This is a genomic window from Micromonospora violae (assembly GCF_004217135.1).
GTDB lineage: Bacteria > Actinomycetota > Actinomycetes > Mycobacteriales > Micromonosporaceae > Micromonospora > Micromonospora violae.
This window is the reverse complement of the sequence record NZ_SHKK01000001.1, coordinates 813,868-839,165: the sequence shown is the minus strand read 5'-3', so window position 1 is coordinate 839,165 and position 25,298 is coordinate 813,868. Positions and strand designations below refer to the sequence as shown.

Annotated in this window: 24 protein-coding genes; 12 read left to right on the top strand and 12 right to left on the bottom strand. The window is 74.0% G+C overall.

The annotated features are described in order from the left end of the window. The first annotated feature begins 17 nt into the window (after positions 1–17). Positions 18–1,244 carry a cysteine desulfurase-like protein gene (locus EV382_RS03715; protein WP_130400244.1) on the top strand — a complete coding sequence of 409 codons (1,227 nt, stop codon included), beginning with the start codon at positions 18–20 and terminating at the stop codon, positions 1,242–1,244. Then, positions 1,241–1,528 carry a GNAT family N-acetyltransferase gene (locus tag EV382_RS03710; RefSeq protein ID WP_130400243.1) on the top strand — a complete coding sequence of 96 codons (288 nt, stop codon included), beginning with the start codon at positions 1,241–1,243 and terminating at the stop codon, positions 1,526–1,528. The genes EV382_RS03715 and EV382_RS03710 overlap by 4 nt, the downstream gene beginning before the upstream one ends. 10 nt (positions 1,529–1,538) lie before the next feature. Here EV382_RS03710 and EV382_RS03705 read toward each other — a convergent pair whose 3' ends face one another. Beyond that, the gene (locus tag EV382_RS03705) at positions 1,539–3,026 is read right to left on the bottom strand and encodes a glycoside hydrolase family 3 protein (RefSeq protein ID WP_130400242.1); all 1,488 of its coding nucleotides are present in this window, start codon (positions 3,024–3,026) and stop codon (positions 1,539–1,541) included. Between the two features lie 218 nt (positions 3,027–3,244). Here EV382_RS03705 and EV382_RS33740 point away from each other — a divergent pair, with 218 nt between their 5' ends. From EV382_RS33740 to EV382_RS03690, 4 genes are all read left to right on the top strand, one after another. Further along, positions 3,245–3,370, top strand: a complete 126-nt coding sequence (locus EV382_RS33740) for a hypothetical protein (protein ID WP_279636438.1) — start codon at positions 3,245–3,247, stop codon at positions 3,368–3,370. 86 nt (positions 3,371–3,456) lie between these two features. Beyond that, on the top strand, positions 3,457–4,407 hold the full coding sequence (locus EV382_RS03700; protein WP_130400241.1) for a TIGR03557 family F420-dependent LLM class oxidoreductase: 951 nt from the start codon (positions 3,457–3,459) through the stop codon (positions 4,405–4,407). Between the two features lie 73 nt (positions 4,408–4,480). Then, positions 4,481–6,112, top strand: a complete 1,632-nt coding sequence (locus EV382_RS03695; protein ID WP_130400240.1) for a RecQ family ATP-dependent DNA helicase — start codon at positions 4,481–4,483, stop codon at positions 6,110–6,112. An 88-nt stretch (positions 6,113–6,200) separates the two neighbouring features. Continuing rightward, positions 6,201–6,704 carry a hypothetical protein gene (locus tag EV382_RS03690; RefSeq protein ID WP_130400239.1) on the top strand — a complete coding sequence of 168 codons (504 nt, stop codon included), beginning with the start codon at positions 6,201–6,203 and terminating at the stop codon, positions 6,702–6,704. Here the strand turns inward: EV382_RS03690 and EV382_RS03685 are convergent. Then, the gene (locus EV382_RS03685) at positions 6,694–8,283 is read right to left on the bottom strand and encodes an MFS transporter (RefSeq protein WP_130400238.1); all 1,590 of its coding nucleotides are present in this window, start codon (positions 8,281–8,283) and stop codon (positions 6,694–6,696) included. The two genes, EV382_RS03690 and EV382_RS03685, sit on opposite strands and share 11 nt — an antisense overlap. Before the next feature lie 82 nt (positions 8,284–8,365). Here EV382_RS03685 and EV382_RS03680 point away from each other — a divergent pair, with 82 nt between their 5' ends. Both EV382_RS03680 and EV382_RS03675 read left to right on the top strand, forming a co-directional pair. Further along, positions 8,366–9,127 carry a TetR/AcrR family transcriptional regulator gene (locus EV382_RS03680; RefSeq protein ID WP_130400237.1) on the top strand — a complete coding sequence of 254 codons (762 nt, stop codon included), beginning with the start codon at positions 8,366–8,368 and terminating at the stop codon, positions 9,125–9,127. 9 nt (positions 9,128–9,136) lie between these two features. Further along, complete coding sequence (locus tag EV382_RS03675) at positions 9,137–10,171, top strand: AraC-like ligand-binding domain-containing protein (protein ID WP_130400236.1); 1,035 nt, start codon at positions 9,137–9,139, stop codon at positions 10,169–10,171. 155 nt (positions 10,172–10,326) lie between these two features. Here the strand turns inward: EV382_RS03675 and EV382_RS03670 are convergent, their stop codons facing one another. The 8 genes from EV382_RS03670 to EV382_RS03635 are packed head-to-tail and all read right to left on the bottom strand — an operon-like array spanning position 10,327 to position 18,963. After that, on the bottom strand, positions 10,327–11,310 hold the full coding sequence (locus EV382_RS03670) for a DNA topoisomerase IB (protein ID WP_130400235.1): 984 nt from the start codon (positions 11,308–11,310) through the stop codon (positions 10,327–10,329). Further along, the gene (locus EV382_RS03665; RefSeq protein WP_130400234.1) at positions 11,294–12,247 is read right to left on the bottom strand and encodes a glycosyltransferase family 9 protein; all 954 of its coding nucleotides are present in this window, start codon (positions 12,245–12,247) and stop codon (positions 11,294–11,296) included. Before EV382_RS03665 ends, EV382_RS03670 begins: the two co-directional genes overlap by 17 nt. Further along, on the bottom strand, positions 12,244–12,945 hold the full coding sequence (locus tag EV382_RS03660) for an SDR family oxidoreductase (protein ID WP_130400233.1): 702 nt from the start codon (positions 12,943–12,945) through the stop codon (positions 12,244–12,246). The genes EV382_RS03665 and EV382_RS03660 overlap by 4 nt, the downstream gene beginning before the upstream one ends. Then, the gene (locus EV382_RS03655) at positions 12,942–14,393 is read right to left on the bottom strand and encodes a PfkB family carbohydrate kinase (RefSeq protein WP_130400232.1); all 1,452 of its coding nucleotides are present in this window, start codon (positions 14,391–14,393) and stop codon (positions 12,942–12,944) included. Before EV382_RS03655 ends, EV382_RS03660 begins: the two co-directional genes overlap by 4 nt. A gap of 16 nt (positions 14,394–14,409) precedes the next feature. After that, complete coding sequence (locus EV382_RS03650; protein WP_130408404.1) at positions 14,410–15,117, bottom strand: D-sedoheptulose-7-phosphate isomerase; 708 nt, start codon at positions 15,115–15,117, stop codon at positions 14,410–14,412. After that, complete coding sequence (locus EV382_RS03645; RefSeq protein ID WP_130400231.1) at positions 15,114–16,331, bottom strand: glycosyltransferase; 1,218 nt, start codon at positions 16,329–16,331, stop codon at positions 15,114–15,116. Before EV382_RS03645 ends, EV382_RS03650 begins: the two co-directional genes overlap by 4 nt. Continuing rightward, the gene (locus tag EV382_RS03640; protein ID WP_130400230.1) at positions 16,316–17,290 is read right to left on the bottom strand and encodes a glycosyltransferase; all 975 of its coding nucleotides are present in this window, start codon (positions 17,288–17,290) and stop codon (positions 16,316–16,318) included. Before EV382_RS03640 ends, EV382_RS03645 begins: the two co-directional genes overlap by 16 nt. Beyond that, the gene (locus EV382_RS03635) at positions 17,287–18,963 is read right to left on the bottom strand and encodes an HAD-IIIA family hydrolase (RefSeq protein WP_130400229.1); all 1,677 of its coding nucleotides are present in this window, start codon (positions 18,961–18,963) and stop codon (positions 17,287–17,289) included. Before EV382_RS03635 ends, EV382_RS03640 begins: the two co-directional genes overlap by 4 nt. A 156-nt stretch (positions 18,964–19,119) precedes the next feature. On the opposite strand from EV382_RS03635, the gene EV382_RS03630 reads away from it, so the two are divergent. From EV382_RS03630 to EV382_RS03620, 3 genes are all read left to right on the top strand, one after another. Next, positions 19,120–19,560, top strand: a complete 441-nt coding sequence (locus EV382_RS03630; RefSeq protein WP_130400228.1) for an SRPBCC family protein — start codon at positions 19,120–19,122, stop codon at positions 19,558–19,560. A gap of 2 nt (positions 19,561–19,562) precedes the next feature. Beyond that, positions 19,563–20,564, top strand: coding sequence for an SDR family oxidoreductase (locus tag EV382_RS03625; protein ID WP_130400227.1), 1,002 nt, complete (start codon positions 19,563–19,565; stop codon positions 20,562–20,564). A 149-nt stretch (positions 20,565–20,713) separates the two neighbouring features. Continuing rightward, on the top strand, positions 20,714–21,481 hold the full coding sequence (locus EV382_RS03620) for a polyprenol monophosphomannose synthase (protein ID WP_130400226.1): 768 nt from the start codon (positions 20,714–20,716) through the stop codon (positions 21,479–21,481). A gap of 214 nt (positions 21,482–21,695) precedes the next feature. On the opposite strand, the gene EV382_RS03615 is transcribed toward EV382_RS03620, so the two are convergent. Further along, positions 21,696–23,303: a phytoene desaturase family protein gene (locus EV382_RS03615; RefSeq protein WP_130400225.1), complete on the bottom strand. Its 1,608-nt coding sequence runs from the start codon at positions 23,301–23,303 to the stop codon at positions 21,696–21,698. Positions 23,304–23,375: 72 nt separating this feature from the next. Between EV382_RS03615 and EV382_RS03610 the strand changes: the two genes are divergently transcribed. Then, positions 23,376–24,809 (top strand): aldehyde dehydrogenase family protein, encoded by a 1,434-nt coding sequence (locus tag EV382_RS03610; RefSeq protein WP_130400224.1) that lies wholly within the window; start codon positions 23,376–23,378, stop codon positions 24,807–24,809. Positions 24,810–24,880: 71 nt separating this feature from the next. Here the strand turns inward: EV382_RS03610 and EV382_RS03605 are convergent, their stop codons facing one another. Continuing rightward, positions 24,881–25,282 (bottom strand): ChaB family protein, encoded by a 402-nt coding sequence (locus tag EV382_RS03605; protein WP_130400223.1) that lies wholly within the window; start codon positions 25,280–25,282, stop codon positions 24,881–24,883. Between the last annotated feature and the right edge of the window lie 16 nt (positions 25,283–25,298).

The window sequence follows — 25,298 nt, the reverse complement described above, 5'->3', positions numbered from 1 at the left end:
CGGCTAGGGTCCGGGACATGCCGTTCGACATCGCCCGCACCCGGGCCGCCTACCCCGCCCTGGCCGAGGGTTTCGTCCACTTCGATGGTGCCGGGGGCACCCAGACCGCGGCCGGTGTGATCGACGCGGTCACCGACGCCATGCGGTCGGCGGTCGGCAACCGCAGCGCCGCCAACGTGGCGGGTCGCCGGTCGTTGGAGTTGGTGGCCGGGGCCCGCTCGGCGGTGGCCGACCTGCTCGGCGCCGACCCGGCAGGGGTGGTGCTCGGCCCGAGCGCGACCGCGCTGACGTACAAACTGGCCCGTACGCTCGGGGCGGCCTGGCGCCCGGGGGACGAGGTGGTCGTCTCCCGGCTCGACCACGACGCGAACGTGCGGCCGTGGGTGCAGGCCGCCGAGGCGGCCGGGGCGACGGTGCGCTGGGCGGAGGTCGACCGGCACACCGGTGAGCTTCCCGCGGCCCAGTACGCCGACCTGGTCGGTGAGCGGACCCGGCTGGTCGCGGTGACCGCCGGCAGCAACGCCATCGGCACCATGCCGGACGTGTCGGCGATCGCCAGAACCGCGCACGCGGTCGGCGCGCTGGTCCACGTCGACGGGGTGCACTCGGTTCCGCACGGGCCGACCGATCTGACCTCGCTCGGCGCCGACGTGCTGGTCACCAGCGCGTACAAGTGGTCCGGGCCGCACCTGGCGGCGATGGTGGCGGACCCGGCCCTGTGGGCGCGGCTGCGCCCGGCGAAGCTGGTGCCGTCCTCCGACGCCGTGCCGGACCGGTTCGAGTACGGCACGCCGAGCTTCCCGCTGCTGGCTGGCATGGCCGCCGCGGTGGATCACCTGGCGGGGCTGGACCCGGACGCGGTCGGCGACCGGCGGGCGCGGCTGCGGGCCGGGCTGGCCGCCGCCCAGGCACACGAGGAGGCGCTGCTGGACCGGCTGCTCGCCGGGCTGGCGCAGCGGCCGGCGGTCACCGTCTACGGCTCGCCGGCACGGCGCTGCCCGACGGTGTCGTTCCGGGTCGCCGGGCTGTCGCCGGCGGCCACCCAGGAGGCGTTGGGCGCCGCCGGGTTCTGCCTCTCCGTCGGTGACTACTACGCCTACGAGTACTTCCAGCTGATGGGGCTGCGGGACAGCGGCGGCGCGGTGCGGGCCAGCATCTACCACTACAACACCGCCGACGAGGTGGACCGGTTGCTCGCCGAACTCGACGCGCTGGCCGAACGGGCGGGGAGAATGGCCGGATGAGCACCCTGGTCGAGGACAACCCGGCGAAGCGCCGCTTCGAGATCCTGGTCGACGACGCGCTGGCCGGCTTCACCGCGTACCTGCCGCGCGGGGAGGCCCTGGTCTTCACCCACACCGAGGTGGACCGGGGGTTTCAGGGCAAGGGGGTGGGCGGCGCGCTGATCCGCGGCACCCTCGACCAGCTGCGCGCCCGGGGCACGAAGGTGGTGCCGCAGTGCCCGTTCATGGCCGCGTTCATCGACAAGCACCCCGAGTACGCCGACCTGGTCGCCGACCTCACGTAGCGCGGGCCGGTCAGCGGTCGCCGGTGAGCACCTCGGCGGCGGCTTGTCCACTGGCCCGGGTGGCGCCGTGGGTGGCCAGGTGCACCGCCCCGGTGACCAGCTCGGGCACGCCCAGCTCGACCACGACCGCGTCCGGCCGGGCGGCCAACGCGCGGTGCACGGCGGCGCGCATCCAGTCGTGCCGGTGCAGGTCGCGCACGACCAGGACCAGGGGGCGACTGCCCGCCCCGGCGCCCGGGTCGGCCGGCACGTCGGGTTCGGCGTAGCGGACGGTGCTGGTGCCGGGCAGCAGCTCGCCCAGCGGCCGGCCGATCCCCCAGGGGGTCTCGGCGCCGATGGCGATGTTGCGCGGCGGCGCGAACTCGACGACGTGCGCCGCTCGGGTCAGGGGCAGCGTCACCGTCGTGTCCGGGGCGGCGGTGACCCGGACGGCCCGGCGGGCGGCGGCCAGCCCGACGTCGGTGGCGTCGCGCCCGCTCGAGCCGCCGCTGCGGGCGGCGACCGTCCACGCGGCGAGTTGACCGACCCGCTTGGCGGCCTCGGCGAGACGTTCCTCGGGCAGCTCACCGGAGACGACGGCGGCCACGATGGCGTCGCGCAGCTCGCGGGCGGACTCTTCGTCGGCCCGTTCGCCGCCGATGCAGATCGCGTCGGCCCCGGCGGCGAGGGCGCGGACCGTGGCACCGGCGAAGCCGTACCGGTCGGCGACCGCGCGCATCTCCACCGCGTCGGTGACCACCACGCCGGAGAAGCCCATCTCGTCGCGGAGCAACCCGCTCAGGATGCGCTGGCTCAGCGTCGCCGGCAGGTGCGGGTCGAGCGCGGGCACCAGCAGGTGGCCGGTCATCACCGCCTGCACCCCGGCGGCCACGGCGGCGCGGAACGGGGCCAGTTCGCAGGCGTCGAGCCGGGCCCGGTCGGCGGTGATCCGGGGCAGGTCGTGGTGGGAGTCGACCCGGGTGTCGCCGTGCCCGGGGAAGTGTTTGGCGCAGGCCGCGACGCCGCCGGCCTGGAGCCCGCGGACCCAGGCCGCGGTGTGCCGGGCGACCAGCACCGGGTCGGCACCGAAGGAGCGGACGCCGATCACCGGGTTGGCCGGGTTGGAGTTGACGTCGGCGTCCGGGGCGTAGTTGAGGGTGACGCCCGCCGCGGCCAGTTCGGTGCCGAGGTCCCGGGCGACCGCCTCGGTCAGCTCGGGGTCGTCCACCGCGCCGAGGGCGAAGTTGCCCGGCCGGGAGCTGCCGTGCACCGACTCCAGCCGGGTGACGTCGCCGGCCTCCTCGTCGATCGCCACGATGACGTCCGGCCGCTGCGCGCGCAGCGTCGCGGTGAGCGCGGCCACCTGCTCGGTGTCGACGACGTTGCGGGCGAAGAGCACCACCGAGCCGAGACCCTCGTCGAGCCAGCGGCACACCCACGGCGGTGGGGTGGTGCCGACGAAGCCGGGTTGCAGGACGGCGGCGGCGAGCGCCGGGAGGTGCCCGGTGGTCGTGGTCACGCCGCCCCCTCGCGGTGATCGATGTCGATCACCGGCGACGGTGCGAACCCGTCGACCCGCTGGTTGCGCTCGCTCATGCGGCCCCCGTACCCCGTCTCTCGCGCGCCCTCGGCGCACCGCCACCGGCAGGCGGTCCTGCCATGGTCACACTGAGCCAATCAATAGTCAATAAACCTTACAGTTGCCTGGCGGCCCGCTCCCCGGGGAGAGTGCGGGGCATGGATCCCGTTCCGCTGGCCGACGCGACGAGCGCGGCCGACATCCCCGGCGTACGCCTGCTCGGCCTGGTGGTCGGCGCCCTTCTCCTGCTCGCCGCGATCCGGGCGATGTTCGGTCGACGCTGACCCGGCCGACGGCGAGAACCGGTGTGACAGCTCGCCGCCGGGGTACGGCTCTCCCATCAGCAGGTCCGCGCGCCGAAGGGGAAGCCATGAAGATCGGATACTTTCTGTCCAGTGAGGAGTTCACCCCAGCCGAGCTGCTGGAGCAGGCGCGCGGTGCCGAACGGGCCGGCTTCGAGGCGCTGTGGATCTCCGACCACTACCACCCCTGGGTGGACGCGCAGGGCCAGAGCCCGTTCGTCTGGTCGATGATCGGCGCGCTCAGCCAGGTCTGCTCGCTGCCGGTGACCACGGCGGTGACCTGCCCGACCCTGCGGATCCACCCGGCGGTGATCGCACAGGCGGCGGCGACCAGCGCGGTGCTGCACGGTGGGCGGTTCGTGCTCGGCGTCGGCACCGGCGAGGCGCTCAACGAACACATCTTCGGCGACGCCTGGCCGCAGGCCGACGTGCGGCTGGAGATGCTGGAGGAGGCCGTCGAGGTGCTGCGCGCGCTGTGGGGCGGCGACTTCGTCAACCACCACGGCAAGCACTACACCGTGGAGCACGCCCGGATCTACACGCTGCCCGACACTCCCCCGCCGATCTACGTCTCCGGCTTCGGACCGAAGGCCATCGACCTCGCCGCGCGCATCGGCGACGGCTACGTGAGCACCATGCCCGACGGCGAGATGGTCCGACGCTTCCGGGAGAACGGCGGCGGCGACAAGCCGTGCCAGGCCGGTTTCAAGGCGGCGTACGCGGACAGCGAGGACGAGGGGATGCGGATCGCGTACGAGCGCTGGCCGAACGCGGGGGTGCCGGGCGAGCTGTCTCAGGTGCTCCCCTCACCACGGCACTTCGAGCAGGCCGCCGAGCTGGTCAAGCCGGAGATGCTGAAGGAGGCGTTCGTCTGCGGCAACAGCGCGGACGCGCACCTGGAGATGATCGACCAGTACGCCAAGGCCGGCTTCGACGAGCTCTACGTGGCCAACACCGGCCCGCACTACCAGGGCCTGTTCGATCTCTACCAACGCGAGGTCCTGCCCCGGCTGCGCTGAGTCGGCGATCCCCGAGCTGGTGATCGTCCGAACGCGTTTCGGCGGTCATGGGCTCGGGTACCTCCGGCCCTCGATGAAACTGTCCACGCACTCGATGACGTTGCGCCGCGCGGCCCGCAGCCTGTTCGGCTGGAAGGCCCTACGGCCCAACCAACTGGCCGCCATGCGCGCGGTGATGAAGCGACGCGACGCGCTGGTGGTGTTGCCCACCGGTGCCGGCAAGTCGGCGATCTACCAGATCCCGGCCAGCCTGATACCCGGCCCCACCGTGGTGATCTCCCCCCTGCTGGCCCTCCAGCAGGACCAGATCGCCTCCCTCAACGAACGGCAACGGCCGGAGCTGCGGGCGGTGCGGATCAGCTCGAACGAGTCGCCCACCCAGCAGGCCGAGGCGATCACCGAGGTCCGCGAGGGCCGGGCGGAGTTCCTCTTCATCACCCCGGAACAGCTCAGCAACCCCGAACGGATGGCCGAGGTCGCCGCGCTGAAGCCGGCCCTGGTGGCGATCGACGAGGCGCACTGCATCTCCGCGTGGGGGCACGACTTCCGCCCCGACTACCTCGCGCTGGGGCACCTCATCGACGGCATCGGCCGACCGCCGGTGGTCGCGCTGACCGCCACCGCCTCCCCTCCGGTACGCGACGACATCATCGCCCGGCTGCGGCTACGCGAGCCGGAGGTGGTGGTCTCCGGGTTGGACCGGCCGAACCTCTTCGTCGAGGTGGCGCACTGCCCCACCGAGGACTACCGGTGGCGGCGTCTGATCGCGCTGCTGCGCGACGACGAGCGGCCCGGGATCATCTACGTGCCGACCCGTCGCGCCGCCGAGGAGTTGGCCACCCGGTTGACCGACGCCGGCTTCCCGGCGCAGTTCTACCACGGTGGGATGGCGGCCGGCGCGCGCGCCGACCTGCACGAGGCGTTCCTCGCCGACCAGGTCCCCATCATGGTGGCGACCTCGGCGTTCGGCATGGGCATCGACAAGCCGAACATCGCCTGGGTGGTGCACATGGCACTGCCCGACTCGCCGGACAGCTACTTCCAGGAGATCGGCCGGGCCGGCCGCGACGGGCAACCGGCCCGGGTGCTGCTGCTGTGGCAGGCCGAGGATGTGGGCCTGCAACGGTTCTTCACCGGCGGTCTGCCCGACGTGGACGAGCTGCGCGACCTCGCCGCGCTGCTGCGCCGCAAGCCGGCCACCAAGACCGAGCTGCGCGAGAGCACCGGCCTCGGGCCGCGCAAGCTGGGCCAGTACCTCTCCCTGCTGGAGCAGGTCGGCGCGGCCGAGCCGCGCGCCCGCCAGCGCATCGGCGCTCCCCGCTACTCCCCCACCCCGGTCGACGCCGGCGCGGCGGCGCTGGCCGAGGCGGAGCGCCAGCAGACCGTGACCCGGTCCCGCACCGACATGATGCGGGCCTTCGCCGAGACCACCGCCTGCCGGGGGCAGACCCTGCTGGCCTACTTCGGCGAGCAGATGACGCAGGTCTGCGGCCACTGCGACAACTGCCACAACGGCACCAGCGTGGCCGACGAGGGGGCGGTCGGCCCGTTCCCGGTGCACAGCCAGGTGCGTCACCCGGAGTGGGGGCAGGGCCTGGTGCTCTCGTACGAGGAGGACAAGATGACGGTTCTCTTCGAAGAGGTCGGGTACAAGACGTTGTCGGTGCGCGTGGTGTCCGAACAGGGCCTGTTGACCCTGGACTAGCCTGACCCGGGCACCGGTGTCCAGCCCGGTGGATCGACCAAGCAGAGCACCGATTGACCAAGCAGAGCAGGGCGGAAGGGGCGTTGCCGTGATCGAGCAGCCGGCGTACACCGGGTTCGGGTTCTCTGACGAGGAGTGGGGGCTGCTGGTCGGCCTGCCGCAGTCGGTGCTGACCGCGGCGAGCGCCGCCGAGTCCGACGGCACCCGCCGGACCATGGCGGAGACCGCGGCCGGGCTGGAGACCATCGCCGCCGGCCGGGAGTCGGCCAGCCCGCTGGTCGCCGCCGTGGCCGGCGAGATCATCACCCGGGTCGGTGACCCGGAGAGCGGTGCGGAGTTGCCGGTCATCGCGCCCGACGACCCGCGCGAGCTGATCGACGACGTGCTGCTGCGGGCCGGCCAGGCCGCCGGGCTGCTGGCCGGCCGCGTCGACGAGGGCGCGGCCGGCGCGTACAAGCACTGGCTGGTGACGATCGCCGAGCAGGTGGTGGGCGCCGCGTCCAGCGGTGGGCTGCTGGGCATCGGCGGCGAGACGGTCAGCGACTCCGAGCGGCGGTTCCGCGACCGGCTCGCGCACGTGCTCACCGACTGATCGACGACAACGAGGTATCGGCCGGACCGGTCGGCTCAGCGGCCAGCGCCGCCGAGTCGGCCGGTCGGACGCCGCGCAGCGCGGCCAGCGCGGTGACCGCACCCAGCAGCATCACCACCATGGCGGCGTACGCGGCCAGGTGCAGCCCGTCGGTGAACGCGACCCCGGCGGCGTGGCGCACCGCGTCGGCCAGATCCGCCGGCAGCCCCTGGGCGACCGCGAGCGCACCGCCCAGGGTCTCCTGGGCCACGCCGTCGGCGTCGGCGGGCAGCCCGGCCGGCAGGCCGTCGACGATCTCCCGGCGGTAGACCGCCGCGCCCACGCTGCCGAGGATCGCCATGCCCAGCGCACCGCCCAGCTCGCTGCTGGACTCGGTCAGCGCCGACGCGACACCGGCCTGCTCGGGCGGCGCCGCGCCGAGGACCAGCTCGGTGACGAGGGACATCACCATCACCAGGCCGCCCGCGTAGACGCTGGCGCCGACGAGCAGCAGCCACAGCGGGGTCGCCGGCGTGACCCGGGTCAACACCGCGAAGCCGACCACGGCGATACCGAACCCCGCGCCGATCAGGTACGCCCGTTCGACGCGCTGGGCGAGGGCGGCGGCGGCCGGTGCGACTCCGCCGACGGCCAGCGACGGCACGAGACTCCACAGGGCCGCCCGCAGCGGGCTGAGGCCGAGCACCAGTTGGAGGTGCTGGGTGGTGAAGATGGCGAAGCCGACGATGGCGAACATCGCCAGCAGGTTGACCGCGAGCGACCCGCCGAAGCCGTGCCGGCGGAACAGGGTGAGATCGACCATCGGGTACGCCCCGGTCCGCTGCCGGTGCAGGAAGAGCGCGCCCACCAGCAGGCCACCGACGATGGCGAGCACCCGCACCGGACTGACGCCGTCGCGCGCCATCTCCTTGACGCCGTAGATCACCGGCAGCAGCGCGCCGAGCGACAGCGCCGCGCTGATCAGGTCGAAACGCCCGGTCGCCGCGTTCCGGAACTCCGGCACCAGGAGCGGGGCGAGCAGGAGCAGCAGCAGCATCGCCGGGATGTTGATCAGGAAGATCGAGCCCCACCAGAAGTGCTCCAGCAGGATGCCACTGAGCACCGGGCCGATCGCGATGCCGCCGGTGAGGGTGGCGGTCCAGACGGCGATGGCGGTGCCGCGCTGCTTGGCGTCGGGGAACATGTTGCGCACCAGGGCGAGCGTCGAGGGCATCAGGGTGGCCCCGCCGACGCCGAGCACGGCGCGCGCGGCGATCAGCGTCGCGGTGCTGTCGGCGTACGCGGCCAGCAGTGACGCCGCCCCGAACGCGCTGGCGCCGATCAACAGGAGCCGGCGTCGGCCGATCCGGTCGCCCAGGGCGCCCATGGTGATGAGCAGCCCGGCCAGCACGAAGCCGTAGATGTCGAAGATCCAGAGCTGCTCGGTTGCGGTCGGCCGCAGCTCCGCGCTGATGAACGGGACGGCGAAGTAGAGCACCGACACGTCCATCGAGACCAGGAGCAACGGCAGCATCAGCACCGTGAACCCGATCCACTCCCGTCGGCCGGCTCGCGCTGCCGGTGTGGTGGTGGCCTTCATGATCATGACTCCTTCTGCGTATGCCGTACGCTGTTCTGCGTAGACCATACGCAGAACTACGATGGCGAGGCAAGGAGGACATGTGACGGCGAAGACAGACGACAGCGGGCCGGTACTTCCGCCGGCCATCGAGAGCGCGTGGGGCCTGCGGGAACGACCACCCAAGGGCCCCCGGCCGGGAATGAGCGTGCCCACCATCGTGGACGCCGCCGTCCGGGTGGCCGACGCCGACGGCCTGGCGGCCGTCTCGATGAGCCGGGTGGCCAAGGAGCTGGGCGCCGCGACCATGGCCCTCTACCGGTACGTCGGCTCGAAGGACGAGCTGCTGACCCTCATGGTGGACACCGGTTACGGCCCGTCCCCCGGCCCGCCCGGGTCCGAGGACGGCTGGCGCGCCGGCCTCACCCGATGGGCCTGGGCCGAGCACGAGGTGCTGCGACGACGGTCCTGGCTGCTGCACGTCCCGATCAGCGGCCCACCGATCACGCCGCAGCAACTCGGCTGGCTGGAGGACGGGCTGCGCTGCCTTGACGGCACCACCCTCGGCGAGGGCGAGAAGATGTCGGTGCTCCTGCTGATCACCGGGTACGTCCGCAACGAGGCCACCCTCACCTCGCAGGTCGCCGAGGGCAGCCGGGCGGCCGGCGTGGACCCCGGCGAGGTGATGCCGGCGTACGGCCAACTGGTGGCCCGGCTCATCGACCCGGCCCGCTTCCCCGCGCTGCACCGGGTGCTCGCCGCCGGCGTGCTCCACCAGGCCGACGACCCCGACGACGAGTTCGTCTTCGGCCTAAACCGGATCCTCGACGGCGTCGAGGCGCTGATCCAGCGCCGGGCGGGCTGAGGGCGCCGGATGCTGCCGAGAGAAACCCTCGACACCACCGTCCTGCCACCCGGTGAACGATTCGGGATGTGGCTGGAACTGGTCGCACGCACCTCGGCGCCGATGCGGGTCCGGTCCGAGCACGACGAGGACTTCATCGCCCGGGCCGACTTCGTCGACCTCGGGCCGATTCAGCTGATCAGCTACGACTACCCGTCACTGGACGCCTTCCGGACCCCGAAGCTGATTCGCCAATCGGACCCGGAGCTGTACATTCTCGCCCTCACCACCGGCGGCGTCGGCACGTCCAGCCAGGACGGCCGCCGCAGCGAGATCCAGGCCGGTGAGTTCACCTTCTACAACGCGTCTCGTCCGCACGACCTCGGCCACCACGCGACGGAGCCGGAGCGGGACCAGGCCAGCTCGATCATCACGATGATCCCGCACGCCGCGCTGCCCCTGCCACCGCAGCGGATGGCCGCGCTCTACGGCGGCCGGATGTCCGGCAGCGAGGGGATCGGGGCGCTGCTGGCCCAGTTCCTGCTCCAGGTGACCGGGCACCCCGAGCAGTACCATGCCGCCGACGCCAGCCGGCTCGGCGCGGTGGGGCTCGACCTGGCCACCACCATGCTCGGCCGGCACCTCGTCGCCGAGGACGCCGTACCCACCGAGGTCCGCCGCCGGGCGCTGCTCACCCAGGTGCAGGCGTACATCCACCGCCACCTCGGCGAGGCGACACTCAGCCCGCAGGTCGTCGCCGACGCCCACCACATCTCGGTACGGTCCCTGCACCGGCTGTTCGAGGCCGAGGACGCCACGGTGGCGTCGTACATCCGGGATCTGCGGCTGGCCCGGTGCCGGCGCGACCTGACCGACCCGGCGTTGCGCAGCCAGCCCGTGCAGATGATCGCGGCGCGGTGGGGGTTTTCCGACAAAGCCCACTTCAGCCGGGCGTTCCGGGCCGCCTACGGAACGCCCCCGCAGGATCACCGCGAGAGTGGCTCGGATCTGGCGCGGATGGTCAACCGCCGGGCGTCCACGGTCAACTCGCTGCCGGCAGACTGACACCAGCGCGGCCGACCATCGCCAGGTGGGCCGCGAACGGGGGCCGTGGCGAGGCGCCCGCCGCGCGAGCGGCGGGCGGCCGCCCGGTGGTATCCCGGTCCCGCCTGAGGCTCCGGCTCCGCCGTGCTTTCCCCCAGAATCGCTGGCGGGGCCGGTCAGGACTTCTCCAGCAGCTCCAGGACGACCCGCTCCGCCTCCTCGCGTGACGCCCGCGGGTCCACCGACGCCACCACCCCGTCGTGATAGAGATCGACCACCCGGGGGTCCACGTACGACGCACGAGCCACCGTCGGCGTGTTGCCCAGCAGATCCGCCACCTCCCGCATCACGGCCACCACCGCCTTGCGGCGGGCCGTCACCGAACGGGCCGGCCCGGTGGTGGCCAACTCGGTGGCCGCGAGCACGGTGGCGTGCCAGGTGCGGAAGTCCTTCGCGGTCATCTCCCCACCGCTGGCGTCCCGCAGGTAGCCGTTGACCTCGTCGCTACGCACGTCGCGCCACTCCCGGCCGTCCCAGTAGCCGAACAACCGCTCGGCCCGTCGCCGACGACGGCGCAGATTGACCAGCACCTGGCACAGCTCCGGGTCCTCGATCCGGCGGACCTGCTCGATGCCGCCCTTCGCGGGAAACACGAACACCACGCAGCCGCCCCGGGACCGGGCATGCTCGGGGCGCAGGGTCGACACCCCGTACGTCGGGTCGTCGCCGGCCGCGTACTGGTCGCTGCCGACCCGGAACATCCCCATGTCCAGCAGCCGGGCCACCGTGGCCAGTACCCGGTCCCGGCCCAGTCCACGGCCGTCCAGGTCGCGGCCCACCCGCTCGCGCAGCGCCGGCAGCCGCCGGGCCACCTCCAGCATGTGGTCGAACTTCGCCTCGTCCTGCTTCTCCCGCCACCGGGGGTGGTAGACGTACTGCTTACGACCGGCCGCGTCGATGCCGATCGCCTGGATGTGGCCGTTCGGGTGCGGCGCGATCCAGACGTCCTGCCAGGCCGGTGGGATGACCAGGTCCCGCAGCCGGGCCAGGACGTCGGAATCGCGCACCGGCGCCCCGGACGGGTCGACGAAAGCCCAGCCCCGTCCGCGCCGCCGCCGCCCGTACCCCGGTCGACCCGGGTCGCTACGCCGCAACCGCACCGGAGACCCGCACCACCCTCTCCACCTCGGCCACGGCGGCCAACACCTCATCGAGACGCAGAGCCGTCATCGTGGGGTGGCTTCCTACCCCGTCCCACCTGGCCCAATCCTCCCCGCCGGCCCACAGCGCCCGGTGCCGTGGCCGGTCCGGCGGCGGCCCCCAGTGCGCCGGTGGCACCGGCCCGAAGAGGACCACCGACGGGGTGCCGTACCCGGTGGCCAGGTGCGCGACGCCGGTGTCGCCGCTGACCACCAGCCGGGCGTCGGCGACCAGCGCGGCGAGCGCGCCGAGACCGGTCCGGCCGGCCAGAACGGCGTCCGAGGTCAGACCCGCGGCGTCGGCGACCCGGGCCGCCAACGCCCGCTCGTCGGTCGAACCGGTGAGCAGCACCCGGTGCCCCTGGTCGGTCAACGACCGGGCCAGCGCGGCGAACCGCTCGGCGGGCCACCGCTTGGCCGGGATCTTGCTGCCCGGGTGCAGCAGCGTGGCACCGCTGGGCAGCCCCGCCGACCCGGGCCGACGCAGGCTGAGGTCGGCGCGGTCGGCCGGGATGTCGTACCAGGACAGCAGCCGGCACCACCGGTCCACCTCGTGCTCGTCGACGGCCCATCGCGGCCCGTCGACCCACCCCGCCTCCGGGTTGGCGAAGGCGAGCAGCCGGCCGGGCCGGGTGGCCGCCAGCAACCGGTGTGACTGCGGGCCACGCCCGTGCAGGTTGACCGCGAGCAACGGGGCCGACCCGACCCGCAGGGGCCGGTCCAGCCCGGCGGTGTCCACCAACCGGTCGACGCCGCCGACCAGGTCGACCAGCGGGCCCAGCCAGCCGGGCGCGGCGAGCGCCAGCTCCCGCGAAGGGTACGCGGCCCGCAGCGCCCGCAGCGCGGGCACCGCGGTCGCCAGATCGCCGACGCCGAGGGCGCGCAGCACGAGGATCACGGGTACGAGGTCTCCTGCTCGGCGCAGACCACCATCTCGCGCACCGCGCAACCGGCCGGCTGGTTGAGCGCGAACATGATCGCGGCGGCGGTGTCGGCGGGCTCGTTGAGGATGGCGTCCGGCCCCGGCTTGTACTGCGGGTCACGCTCGTCGAAGAACGCGGTGCGCATCCCACCCGGAATGAGCAGGGTGACGCCGACCTGACCGGCCAGCTCGGCGGCGAGGGCCCGGGTGAACCCCACCACGCCGAACTTCGCCGCGCAGTACGCGGTGGCGTCGCTGACCGCCTTGACACCCAGGGTGGAGGCGACCGTGACGATGCGACCCCGGGAGGTCAGCAGAAACGGCAGCGCGGCCCGGATCACCGCCGCGGTGGCCAGCAGGTCGACGGCGACGATCCGGTCCCAGGTCTCCCCCGGCACGTCGGCGAGCCGGCCCGGCACGTCCGTGCCGGCGGCGGTGACCACCGCGTCCAGGCCGCCGGCCTGCTCGGCGAGGTGCCGGGTGGCCACCTCGGCGGCACGCGTGTCGGCCAGGTCGCACTCGGTCCAGGACACCCCGTCGACCGGCGGCTGCCGGTCCAGCACCAGCGGTCGGCCACCGGAGGCGGCCACCGCCGCGACCACCGCCGCGCCGAGCCCGCTGGCCCCACCGGTGACCAGGACGGTCGGCCCGGCGCCGGGCCGCGTGGCGGTCATCGGGTCCGCTCCGCGAGCGTACGGACGATCAGGTCGGTGGTGGAACGACCGTCCAGATAGGGCACCACCACGGTGTTCCCACCCCACCGGCGTACGACAGCCGCCTCCGGCAGGGTGGCGCTCGCGTCCCCACCGCCGGTGGCGTAGTCGCCGCCCTTGACCCAGACGTCGGGGCGTATCCAGGACAGCGCCGCGTCCGGGGTCGGCTCGTCGAAGATGAGGACCGCGTCGACGCAGCTCAGGGCGGCCAGCAGCCGGCTGCGGTCGGCTTCGGACAACACCGGCCGATCCGGCCCCTTCAACCCGGCCACGCTGGCATCGGAGTTCAGGCAGACGATGAGGCAGTCGCCGAGCTGCCGGGCGGCCTCCAGGGTGGCGACGTGCCCGGCGTGCAGCAGGTCGAAGCAGCCGCCGGTCGCCACCACGGTCCCGCCCGCGGCCCGTACCTCACCCAGCAGGGCGGCGACGGCGGCGACCCCCACCCGGTCGGTCGCCGCGGCGCCGGGCGTTCCCGAGCGCGGCGCTCGTACCCCCGGCGCGCTCCCCGCCCGCGCCGACGCGGCCAGCGCCGCCGCCACTCCCCCACCCGCCACGTACGCGGACGCCTCGGCGACCGCCGCCTGCACCGCCTCGGAGACCAACGCGCCCTCGGACAGCGCGAGGCTGGCGGCCGCCGCGAAGCGGTCACCGGCACCGCAGGTGTCCCCCTCAGCGCTGCCCGGCGTCGGCACCACCAGCGGTGTCGACCCGGCGTGGCAGAGCAACGCGCCGTCGCCGCCCAGCGTCACCGCGACCGCGCCGGCCCGCCAGCGCCGCCGTAGCCCCTGGGCACCGCGGGAGGCGGCAGCCAGCCGGGAGGCACCCGGCAGCGCGGGGACCAACTCACGCACCTCGGACTCGTTCGGGGTGACCAGGTGCACGCCGGGCACCGCCGCCGGGCCTCGCGGATGCGGATCCCACACCACCGGTGCGCGGGTGGCGGCCAGCGCCTCGCGCAGCGCGGGCTGCTGGGCCACCCCGCGACCGTAGTCGCTGACCAGCACCGCCGACGCCGCGCCGATCACCCGGAGCACCTCGTCGGAGGGCTGACCCGGCTCCCCGGACGTGCCGCCACGGTCGTGGCGCAGCAGCACCCTGCCCCGGGCCCGCAGGCGGATCTTCTCCGGCGTCGCTCCGGCGAGGGCCAGCGGGTACACCTGCACGCCAGCAGCGGTGAGCAACGTGCTCAGCCGGGCCCCACCGGCGTCGTCGGCGAGCGCGGTCACCAGCACCACCTCGGCGCCCTGCGCGGCGGCGAAGACCGCCGCCAGCCCGGCGCCCCCCGGCCGGTCGGTGGCCGCGGTCTCGTCGAGCACCGGCACCGGGGAATCCGGGCAGAGCCGGTTCACCACGCCTTCCACATCCCGGTCGAGCAGGGTGTCCCCGAGCACCACCACCGGTCCCCTCACGCTTGCCTCCTCATCCTCACGCGTCGACCTGCTGTCCGGGCCCGCCGTCGAGCACCACCTCGACCCCGGTGCGCACCGGTGGCGGTTCCCCCGCCACCGGGTGGACGACCGTCGGCTCGGCGACCGCCGGCTCGGCGACCGCCGCCAGCGCGGCGGGCAACTCCTGTTCGAGGTACTCGCAGAGCAGATGACTGGTCACGAGGTGCAGCTCCTGGACGACCTGGCTGTCCGGGGACGCGACGGCCAGCACGTCGTCGCAGACGTCGGCGAGCGGATTGGGGGCGGTGCCGGTGAGCGCCCAGGTGGTCACCCCGACGTCGCGGGCGGCCTGCGCGGCGGCGAGCAGGTTGGCGCTGGTTCCGCTGGTGCTCAACAGCAGCAGGATGTCGCCGGGGCGACCGTGGGCGCGCACCTGACGGGCGTACACGTCGCCGTAGCCGTAGTCGTTGGCGATGGCGGTGAGCGCGCTCGTCTCGGCGTGCAGCGCGATCGCGGAGAGCGGCTGACGGTCGTCGCGCAGCTTGCCGACCAGTTCGGCGGTGAGGTGCTGGGCTTCGGCGGCGCTGCCGCCGTTACCGGCCACCAACAGGCGAGCGCCGGCGGCCAGCCGGTGGGCCAGGTCCGCGCCCCAGCGCGCCAACTGTCGCTCACACCGTCGGTACGGCACCAGCGCCGCCGCGAGATTCGTCAGGTGGGTGTCGAGCGGACTGCCCGTCGGCATCAGGCCACCACCCGGGTCGGCCGGCGCACGGCGGCCACCTCGCTGTAGACCTCGACCAGCCGTTCGGCGGTGGCCGCCCACGAGTAGCGCGTCCGGGCCCGCTCCCGCGCCGCCGTCGCGTACGCGAAGCGCCTGATCCGGTCGTCGAGCAACCCCTGGATCGCGGTGGCCAGCGCGTGCGGGTCCCGGGCCGGTACGAGGTCACCGGTCGTCCCGTCGACCACGGTGTCCCGGATGCCACCCACGGCCGTGCCGACGACCGGCACCCCACAGGCCATCGCCTCCAACGGGGTCAGCCCGAACGGCTCGTACCACGGTGCGGCGACCAGCAGGTCCGCCGAGCGGTACCAGCGGCCCATCTCCTCCCGGGGCACCGCCCCGACCAGGTGCACCCGGTCGGCCACCCCGCACGACTCGGCGAGGGCCCGCAGCCGGCGGGCGTACGGGTCGGTCTCCAACAGCCCCTCGGGTGGGCCGCCGACGACCACGCACTCGGCGTCCGGGACCAACTCCATCGCGCGGATCACGGTCTGGAAACCCTTGCGCTCGACCAGCCGACCCACGGTGAGGATCCGGGCCCGGCCCGGTTCCCGGTCAGCGGCCGGCCCGAGCGGGGCGAAGGTGGTCAGGTTGACCCCGGAGGGCACCACTGTCATCCGGGACCGGGGCACACCCATCCGGACCAGCTCGCCCACCTCGTCGCGGCACTGCGCCACGACCCGGTCCACCGAGCGGCCCAGCTCCCGTTCGTAGGAGACCCGGCGGGCCGGGCTGGTGTCCTGCACACCCTGGTAGCGGCGCTTCACCGTGCCCAGCGCGTGGTACGTCTGCACCACCGGCACCCCGGTCTGCCGGCCGGCGGTCAGCCCGGCCAGACCACTCATCCAGAAGTGCGCGTGGATCACCTCGGGCACCCAGTCGCCGCCGCGCCAGCGCTCGATCAGCCAGGTGCTGAACTCCCGCATGTGCGGCAGCAGCGCGTCCTTCACCACCGGCTCGGCCGGGCCGGCCGGCACGTGCACCACGTCGTAGCCGTCCGGGCTGCGCACGGTCACCGGCAGATCGGGCGCGTCGCGGCGGGTGTAGACCCGCACCTCGTGCCCGGCGGCCGCGAGCGCGGCGGACAGCTCCGCGACGTGCGTGTTCTGACCGCCGGCATCCTCCCCTCCGAGGACGGCGAGCGGGCTGGCGTGCTCCGAGATCATCGCGATCCGCATACTTCCTCCTCCAGCAGCCGGTCCCAGTCAGCGAGGAAACGGTCGAGGCCGTACCTGTCGCACGCGGCGGTTCGCGCCGCCGCTCCGGCCTGACGCGCGGTGGCCGGTTCGGCGATGAACCGGCGGGCGGCGTCGAGCAGGGTGTCGGTCCGGGTGGCGAGCGCCCCCGCCTCCGGGGGCACCGCCATCACCGCCTCGGTGGTGGCGAGCGCGACGACCGGCATACCGATCGCCATCGCCTCGATGAGGCTGAGCCCGAGAGAGGTCCACCGGCACAGGTGCAGGTACGCCCGCCGCCGGGCCAGTTCGGCGTGCATCCGGTCCTGGGGCACGTCGTCGTGGCTGGTGAGCCGGTCCGCCGGCAGCCCCAGGTGGTCGGCCAGGCCGGCGACGCCCATGCCGAACACGTCCAGCGGCGCGATCTCGGCGAACTGGGGCAGCAGGTCGGTGCCGGTGACCCGCCCACGCCGTACCGGCTCGTTGATCACCACGGCGAGCCGCTCCAGCTCGCCGGTGTAGGACGCGGAGGGGGCGACGATGCCGTGGTCGACCACCGTGGTGCGGGTGGCGCCGGTGTCCCAGAAGATCTGGTTGAACCCGGTGACGTGGGCGATGAGCAGGTCGTCGCGATCGGCCATCGGGTGGCGGGTGTTCGGCACGTCGCCCTTGGGGGTGTTGTGTTCGACGTAGATCGCGGGGACGTCGCGGCCGGGCCGACGGCGCAGCCACTCCTCGGCCCGGTCGATCTCCTCGGGGCGTTGCAGGATGACCAGGTCGACATCGGTGTCCGGCAACTCCTGCGGGGTGACCTCGACCGCGCTGTCCGGCCACGGGTAGGTGCGGGCCCGGCCGAGGCCGTACGGGCCGCGGTCGGGTGTGGTGGGAATCAGATAGCGGTGGCTGCCGTGCACGAACGACGTGGTCCAGGAGCCGTGCACGTGCCAGAGCAGGATGTTCATCGGCCGCCACCACCACTGACGGCGAACGTCCGCAGCGCGTCGACCACCTCGTCCGGGTCGACGTCACTGAGGCAGGGGTGCCCGGGGACCGGGCAGCTGGCCGCCCGGGTGTCCCGGCAGGGCGCGGTGGAGTCGCCGAGGCGGACGGTGGGCACCCGGTAGGGCCCCCACTGGCCGAAGGGGACGGTCGGCGCGAAGAGACTCACCACGGGCACTCCGGCGGCGGCCGCCAGGTGCGCGGGCCCGGTGTTGCCGACCACGACCGCGCTGGCGTCCGCGACGATCGCCGCCAGCCCGGCCAGGTCGGTGCGGCCACCCAGGTCGATGCCGCCGGCCGCCGCGACCCGGGCGGTGACCGCCCTCTCGTCCGCGCCGCCCGTGACGAGCACCCGGTGCCCGGCCCTGGTCAGCGCCCCGGCGATCCGGGTCGCCAGCTCGGGCGGGCAGGCCCGGCTCGACGCGGCCGATCCGGGGTGCAGCACCACGTACCCCGGGTCGCCGAGGTTGGCCGGGCGCGGTGGCACGGCGTCTCGGCGCAGCCGCAGGACGGGTTCGTCGCCGTCGGGCAGCCGGTGCCCGGCGGCGGCGGCCAGGGAGAGGGCGCGTTCGGGTTCGGGGACGCCGACCGGCACCCGGTGCCGGATGTCCAGCAGCGCGCCCGGGTAGTCGTCGCTGATGGCCGCGATCCGGTCGATCTCGGCCATCCGCAACAGCAGCGCCAGCGGCAGGGCGGACTGGTGGAACGAGGTGAACACCACCGCCTGGTCCGCGCCGACGGCGGCCAGCCGGGCGGTCAGGCCCCGGATGGCCCCCGGATCGACCGGCCCCGGCGTGGGGTCGATCCACGGCAGTGGATGCTCGATGATCTCGTCGACGCCGGGCAGCAGGTCGGCGGCGGCGCGACCGCGCGGCCCGCAGAGCAGTACCACCCGCTGCGCTCCGGCCGCGACCGCGCGGATCGCCGGGCCGGTGACCAGCACATCACCCGCGGAGTCCGAGCGGACCACCAGCGCCGTCCGTACCGGTTCGGCGGGTGGGACCGCGGGCTGCACGGCCTGTTGGCGGCGCAGGATCTCCGCCACCGCCGCCGGCAGATCGGTGGCCACCCACCCGGCGGCGGCGATCTCCTCCGGCCGGGTCACCGGGGTGGGCACCAGCACCCCCGCCGCCCCGGCGGCCAGCGCGGCGGCGACGTCCCGGCCGATGTCGCCCACCAGCACGCACCGGGACGCGGTCGTGCCCAGCTCGCGGGCGGCGGCGTGCACCAGACCGGGGGCCGGCTTGCGGCAGGCACAGCCGTCGGCGTCGTCGTGCGGGCAGACCAGCCACGCGTCGAACCGGCCCAGCAACTCCTCGACCCGGGCGTGCACCGCCCGCATCTGCGCACCGGTGAAGTAACCCCGGGCCAGGCCCGACTGGTTCGTGACGACCGCGAGCCGCAGCCCGGCCGCACGCAGCCGGTCCAGCGCCGCCCGGGCGCCCGGCACCGGCCGCACCTTCTCCGGGTCACCGTTGTACGGAACGTCCTCGATCAGGGTGCCGTCGCGGTCCAGCAGCACCGCGTCGTACAGCACCGGTCGAGGGCTTGCGACAGACCCGGAACCGGCGCGGTCAGCAACGGCGTACACCTGGGCTGACCTGCGCTGATACGGATCCTCCTGGTCCTGTCGCACAGCCGGCGGGTTCCCTGCGCCCCGAGGAGTAAACGTCGTCGTCGAGGCGGTGGACCAGCGCCGCCAGCGATGCCCCGCGTCGGCCTTACCCGCCGCCCCGCAGAAGCTAACCCCGCCGACTGTTAGCCCCGGCCGCGTTGGGGGTATCGGATCCCGGTGGCGATTGTGGAGAAAGTGATCGACGCCTCCCCGCGGCAGGTGTTCGACGTGCTCGCGGACGGCTGGACGTACAGCGACTGGGTGGTCGGCACGGCGCACATGCGCGACGTGGACGACACCTGGCCCCGGGTGGGCAGTCAGCTGCACCACCGTGCCGGGCCCTGGCCGCTCTCCTTGCAGGACGCCTCGACGGTGCTGGTCTGCGAACCACCGCACCGGCTGGTGCTCAAGGCGGGGCTCTGGCCGGCGGGTGAGGCGATCGTGGCCTTCACCCTGGAGCCGGTGGGAGAGGGGGCAACCCGGGTCCGCCTCGGGGAGGACTTCGCCGCCGGACCGCTGCGCTGGGTCCACAACAAAATCAACGATCTGGTGTTGCACCGGCGCAACCGGGAGACGCTGGCCCGGCTCTCCGACATCGCCACCCGGCAGAAGGGGTGACCGTGACCCCGACCGTGGTGGTGACCGGCGCGAGCGCCGGCGTCGGCCGGGCCGTCGCCCACGCGTACGCGGCCCGTGGCGCCCGGCTGGCGCTGCTGGCCCGGGGTGAGGCGGGTCTGGCCGCCGCCGAGCGGGAGTGCCGGCTGCGCGGCGCGACCGACGTACGCGGGTACCGGGTCGACGTGGCCGACGCGGGCGCGGTGCAGCAGGCCGCCGACGACGTGGTGCACCGCTGGGGCGGCGTCGACGTGTGGATCAACAACGCGATGGCGTCGGTCTTCGCGCCGGCCTGGGAGATTCCGGCGCGGGAGTTCCGGCGGGTCACCGAGGTCACCTACCTGGGCACCGTGCACGGCACCCTCGCCGCGCTGCGCCACATGCGGGCGCACGGGCGGGGCACGATCGTGCAGGTGGGCTCGGCGTTGGCCTACCGGGGCATCCCGCTGCAGTCGGCGTACTGCGCGAGCAAGCACGCCGTCCAGGGGTTCAACGACTCGCTGCGCGCCGAACTGCTGCACGACTGCCCGGGGGTGAAGCTGTCCATGGTGCAGTTGCCCGCCGTCAACACACCGCAGTTCAGCTGGGTCCGCACCCGGCTGCCCCGGCATCCGCAGCCGGTGCCACCGATCTTCACTCCGGAGCTGGCCGCCCGGGCCGTCGTCTGGGCCGCCGACCGTGGCGTCCGGGAGCTGAACGTGGGCGGCCCGACCTGGCAGGCCCGGCTGGCCGACGTACTCTTCCCCGGCCTGCTCGAACGGAAGCTGGCCCGCGACGGCTACGACAGCCAACAGACCGCCACGGAGATCGACAAGGCGACCTGGCGGGACAATCTCGATCACCCCGTGGACGCGGACACGGACCGGGGCACCGCGGGCGTCTTCCTCGACCAGTCGCGGGACCGTTCCGCCGCGCTCTGGGTCGGCACACACAAGCCGGCCCTCTCCGGTGTCGCGCTCGCCGTCGCGGCGCTCGCCCTCACCGCGGTCGCTCGCCGACGACGCTGACCAGCGCAAGCCCCTCACCAGGGCTTCTGCCTCCGAACCCGGCGCAGGGCGCGGGCCCGCAACGCCCGGGAGGGGTGCCTGCCTCGGAGCGAAAGCGGGAACTGGATACCCTTTCCATGACCCTTGTCCGCAAAATGAGGATGACCGACATGATCAAGCCGGTGCAGTTGCCGTCGCCGTGGGGGGACGCACGCCTGACCGTCGTCGTGCCCACGTACAACGAGGCGGGCAACCTGCCGGCGCTGGTCGAGCGGCTGCTCGCGCTGCCACTGCCGGGGCTGCGCATCCTCGTGGCCGACGACAACTCCCCCGACGGCACCGGGGAGGTGGCGGACAAGCTGGCCATCGAGAACCCTGACCGGGTCGAGGTCGTGCACCGCGCCGGCAAGGAGGGTCTCGGCCGGGCGTACGTGGACGGGATGAGCCGGGCGATCGAGGGCGGCGCCGAATACGTGGCGCAGATGGACGCCGACCTCTCGCACCCGCCGGAGGCGCTGCCGGGGATGCTGGGCGCGCTGCTCTCCACCCAGGCCAGCGTGGTGATCGGTTCCCGGTACGTGCCCGGCGGCGAGCTGGACGAGAACTGGCCGCTCTACCGCCGGGCGCTCAGCGGCTGGGCCAACCTCTACGTGCACACGCTGCTGCGCGTACGGATCCGGGACCTCACCGCCGGCTTCAAGATCTGGCGGGCCGACGCGCTGCGCGACATCAACCTGGAGCGGGTGCAGTCCAACGGCTACAGCTTCCAGGTGGAGATGCACTACCTCGCCACCAAGCTGGGGCACACCATCCTGGAGGTGCCGATCCGCTTCGAGGAGCGGCGCGACGGTGTCTCCAAGATGACCACCGCAACCAAGGTCGAGAGCGCCCTGATGCCCTTCCGCCTCCGCAGCAAACACCGCAACATAACCCGCTAACCCAAGCCCCACCCCACCCCACCCCACCCCACCCGAGCCCCAAGCCCCACCCCACGCCCCGGTCGATCATGGAGTTGTGGTGCCCGTTTAGCACCCGGATAAGTGCTTTGTCACCCACCACAACTCCATGATCGACGGCGGCGGGGGTGCGCGGGGCGGGCGGGCCGGGGGCCAGGGGCGGGCCAGGGGCGGGCCGGGGGCACGGATGCCAGGGCTAGGCGGGGTAGATGGCTTTGTTTGCGGTGGTGATGGCTGTGGCGTAGGCGCGGCCGGTTAGCGTGCAGTCGCGGGCCAGCGCCGCGCGGGCCGCGTTCGCGCCCGGTGCGCCGTGCACCCCGCCGCCGGGGTGCGCCGACGCGCTGGCCAGGAAGAGCCGGTCCACCGGGGTGTCCGCCCGGCCCAGGCCCGGGATCGGGCGCAGGAAGAGCTGCTGGTAGGCGGCGGCCGTCCCGCCGCCGAGCGTGCCACCGACGAGGCTCGGGTTGCCCTTCTCCAGGTCGGCCGGCCCGGCCACGTGTCGACCCACGATCAGGTTCCGGAAACCCGGGGCGGCCGCCTCCAGCACGTCCTCCATCCGCTGCACGTGCCCGGCGACGTCCTCGGCCCGCCAGTTCCGCCGGAACGGCAGATGGGTGTACGACCAGAGCGACTCGGTGCCCGGCGGGGAGTGCCTCGGGTCGGCCACCGACATCTGCCCGACCAGCAGGAACGGGTCGCGGGGCAGCTCACCACGGGCCAGCTCGCTGGCGTAGTGGGTGAGCCCGTTCAGGTCCGCGCCGAGGTGCACGGTGCCGGCGCCGGCCACCTGCCGGTTCGTCCACGGCACCGGCGCGGAGAGCGCCCAGTCCACCTTCAGCGTGGAGCCGTCCCACCGGAAGTGGGCCAGGTCCTCCACCAGCCGGGACGGCAGTGCCGCCGCGCCGACCAGGTCGAGGTAGAGCGCCGGCGCCGGCACGTCGGCGAGCACGGCCCGGCGGGCCCGCCACAGCGCACCACCGACGGTCCGGACCCCCATCGCCCGACCCCGGGCGGTGAGCACCCGGTCGGCCCGGGCGCCGTAGATGATCGTCCCGCCGCGCCCCTGTAGCCGATCCACCAGCGCGTTGGTGATCTGCTGCGCGCCGCCGTCGGGCACCGGCCAGCCGACCTGCTGGCCGAGCATGGCCAACAACCAGCCGTACACCCCGGAGCCGGCCTCCTCCGGGGAGAGGTCGGTGTGCAGGGCGCAGCCGGCCAGCAGGGCCGGCCCGCCGGGACCGTCGAAGAGTTCGTCGCCGAGTTTGCGGACCGGCACGACGAGCCGGCGGGCGAGCCGCAGCGCGCCGGCGACGCGCAACCGACGCAGCAGACCCAGCCCGCCGTGTACCGGCGGGAACGGCGAGGTGATCGTCGCCAGCATCGGTTCGGCCACGTCGAGCCAGTCGGTGTACGCGGTGAGCCACCGCTTGCCGTCGCCGGGCGCGAACTGCTCCAGCGACGCGGCCGTGACGTCCGGGTCCCGGTTGATCACCGCGGCTCGGCCGTCCGGCATCAGGTGCGCGAGCACGTCCGGCGCGTGTCGCCAGGACAACCCGTGCCGACCCAGGTCGAGGCCGCCCAGCACCGGTGAGGCGTACCCGAGGGGGTAGAACGAGCTGTAGAGGTCGCTCAGGTAGCCGGGCGCGGTGACCTCGGCGGAGCGGACCGCGCCGCCGGGCACCGCGGTCGCCTCCAGCACCACCACGTCCCAGCCGGCGTCCGCCAGCAGGTTCGCCGCCACCAGGCCGTTGTGACCGGCACCGATGATGACGGCGTCCGCGCTCTGCGCGGCGGTGGTTGTCATCGGATCCGCCTACCCGGCGCGCAACCGGGCGAAACGTGTTTGCCTCGCCGGGGCCGGGGCATCCAGCGCCGCATGTACACGGTTGCGCAGCTGGTGGGCGGGGTGTGGGGTGCGGGCGGCGACGGCGGCGAACTGGTCGTGCGTGACCCGGCGGACGACACGCCGGTGAGCACGGTGCCGGTGGCCACCGCCGACGAGGTGGGCAAGGCGACCCAGGCGGCCCGCAACGTGGCGGCCCAGTGGGCGGCGACCGCGCCGGCCGAACGGGCGGCCGCGCTGCACCGGGCCGCGGACGCGGTGGCGGCGGTCACCGAGGAGTTGGCGGCGGCTGTCACCGCGGAGATGGGCAAGCCGTTGGCGGACGCTCGGGGCGGCGTCGAGGCGGGGATCGGCACCCTGCGACAGTATGCGGAGCTGGCGCCGCTGCGCGGTGGGCGCACGCTGAACGGCGACACCGACGCGCTGGACTTCCTGACCCCACAGCCGCGCGGGGTGGTCGCGGCGATCACCCCCTGGAACGACCCGGTGGCGGTCTCCTGCGGACTGCTGGGCGCGGCCCTGGTGACCGGGAACGTGGTGCTCTACAAGCCGAGCGAACGGACACCGGCGACGGGGTGGCTGCTGGCCCGGGCACTGGATCAGGCCCTGCCGGCCGGGGTGCTGTCGCTGCTCACCGGCGGCCCGGAGGTCGGTGCGGCGCTGGCCGCGCAGGAGGTCGACGTGGTCGCGCACGTGGGCTCAACCGCGGCCGGGCGGGCGATCGCCGCCGCGGCGGCCCGCACCGGCGCGAAGGTGCTCCTGGAGAACGGCGGCAGTGACCCGTTGATCGTGGACGCGGGCGTCGACCCGCAGTGGGCGGCGGAGCAGGCCGCGCTCGGCGCGTTCGCCAACGCCGGGCAGATCTGCGTGGCGGTGGAGCGGCTCTACGTGCACCGGGAGGTGGCCGACGACTTCGTTTCCGCGCTGGTACGACGTGCCGAAGCGCTGCGGGTCGGGCCGGGCCGGGACCCGGGCACCGAGCTGGGCCCGCTGGTCGACCGGCGGCACCGGGACCACGTGCACGGGCAGGTGGCGGCCGCGGTGGCCGACGGCGCCCGGGTCCTGGTGGGCGGCGAGGTGCCGGACGGGCCGGGGGCGTTCTACCCGGCCACCGTCGTCACGGACTGCCGCCACGACACGCCGCTGGTTCGGGAGGAGACGTTCGGGCCGGTCGCCCCGGTGGTGGTCGTCGACTCGTTCGACGAGGCGCTGCGCTGTGCGGCGGACTCCCCGTACGGGCTGGCCGCCACTGTGTTGACCACGTCGATGAGCCACGCGCAGCGGGCCTGGCGGGAGCTGCCGGTGGGCACGGTCAAGGTCAACGCGGTGTTCGGGGGCGCGCCGGGCGGTGCCGCGCATCCGCGCCGGGCCAGCGGCCAGGGCTTCGGGTACGGCCCGGAGCTGCTGGACGAGTTCACCGCCACGAAGGCGGTGCACATCGAGGCGCCGGGCGGCGGGCACTGGTGAGACGGTACGGGCGGACGCAGGGGTGGCGCGTCCGCCCGTACCGCGTCGGTTGTGTTCCGGTGCGGCGGCGGTCAGTCGCCGCGCGCCTTGCGGGTGGCGCGGTTGTTGGCCTTCTCGATGGCGGTGACCAGCTCCGGTTTGGTCATGCCGGACCGGCCGGGTACGTCGAGTTTGCGGGCCACCGACATCAGGTGGTCCTTGGTGGCGTTGGCGTCCACGCCACCGGCGGTGGGGGCCCGTCGTTCCGGCCCGCCCCCGGCGGCCTGCTGGTCGCTGGGGCCCTTGCGGCCCTTCGGCTCCCAGTGGTCGCCCACCTTCTCGAACTGGTGCTTCACCGCGGCGAAGGCGGTGCGGTGCGACCGCTCCCCCTCGCCGTAGGTCTCGACCGCCGAGTCGTGCGTCTTCTCCCAGGTGCGCTGCGCCTTCTCCGGGGAGCGCCGCAGCGTGCTGGGCAGGTCCTCGCGCCCGGGCATCTCGTCCTCCTCCGTG

What these genes read in the sequence shown, in the direction of transcription:
- EV382_RS03715 (WP_130400244.1), top strand. Translation starts at nt 18, where the DNA reads ATGCCGTTCGACATCGCCCGCACCCGGGCCGCCTACCCCGCCCTGGCC.
- EV382_RS03710 (WP_130400243.1), top strand. Translation starts at nt 1,241, where the DNA reads ATGAGCACCCTGGTCGAGGACAACCCGGCGAAGCGCCGCTTCGAGATC.
- EV382_RS33740 (WP_279636438.1), top strand. Translation starts at nt 3,245, where the DNA reads ATGGATCCCGTTCCGCTGGCCGACGCGACGAGCGCGGCCGACATCCCC.
- EV382_RS03700 (WP_130400241.1), top strand. Translation starts at nt 3,457, where the DNA reads ATGAAGATCGGATACTTTCTGTCCAGTGAGGAGTTCACCCCAGCCGAG.
- EV382_RS03695 (WP_130400240.1), top strand. Translation starts at nt 4,481, where the DNA reads ATGAAACTGTCCACGCACTCGATGACGTTGCGCCGCGCGGCCCGCAGC.
- EV382_RS03685 (WP_130400238.1), bottom strand. Translation starts at nt 8,283, where the DNA reads ATGAAGGCCACCACCACACCGGCAGCGCGAGCCGGCCGACGGGAGTGG.
- EV382_RS03675 (WP_130400236.1), top strand. Translation starts at nt 9,137, where the DNA reads ATGCTGCCGAGAGAAACCCTCGACACCACCGTCCTGCCACCCGGTGAA.
- EV382_RS03660 (WP_130400233.1), bottom strand. Translation starts at nt 12,945, where the DNA reads ATGACCGCCACGCGGCCCGGCGCCGGGCCGACCGTCCTGGTCACCGGT.
- EV382_RS03645 (WP_130400231.1), bottom strand. Translation starts at nt 16,331, where the DNA reads ATGCGGATCGCGATGATCTCGGAGCACGCCAGCCCGCTCGCCGTCCTC.
- EV382_RS03640 (WP_130400230.1), bottom strand. Translation starts at nt 17,290, where the DNA reads ATGAACATCCTGCTCTGGCACGTGCACGGCTCCTGGACCACGTCGTTC.
- EV382_RS03620 (WP_130400226.1), top strand. Translation starts at nt 20,714, where the DNA reads ATGATCAAGCCGGTGCAGTTGCCGTCGCCGTGGGGGGACGCACGCCTG.
- EV382_RS03615 (WP_130400225.1), bottom strand. Translation starts at nt 23,303, where the DNA reads ATGACAACCACCGCCGCGCAGAGCGCGGACGCCGTCATCATCGGTGCC.
- EV382_RS03610 (WP_130400224.1), top strand. Translation starts at nt 23,376, where the DNA reads ATGTACACGGTTGCGCAGCTGGTGGGCGGGGTGTGGGGTGCGGGCGGC.
- EV382_RS03605 (WP_130400223.1), bottom strand. Translation starts at nt 25,282, where the DNA reads ATGCCCGGGCGCGAGGACCTGCCCAGCACGCTGCGGCGCTCCCCGGAG.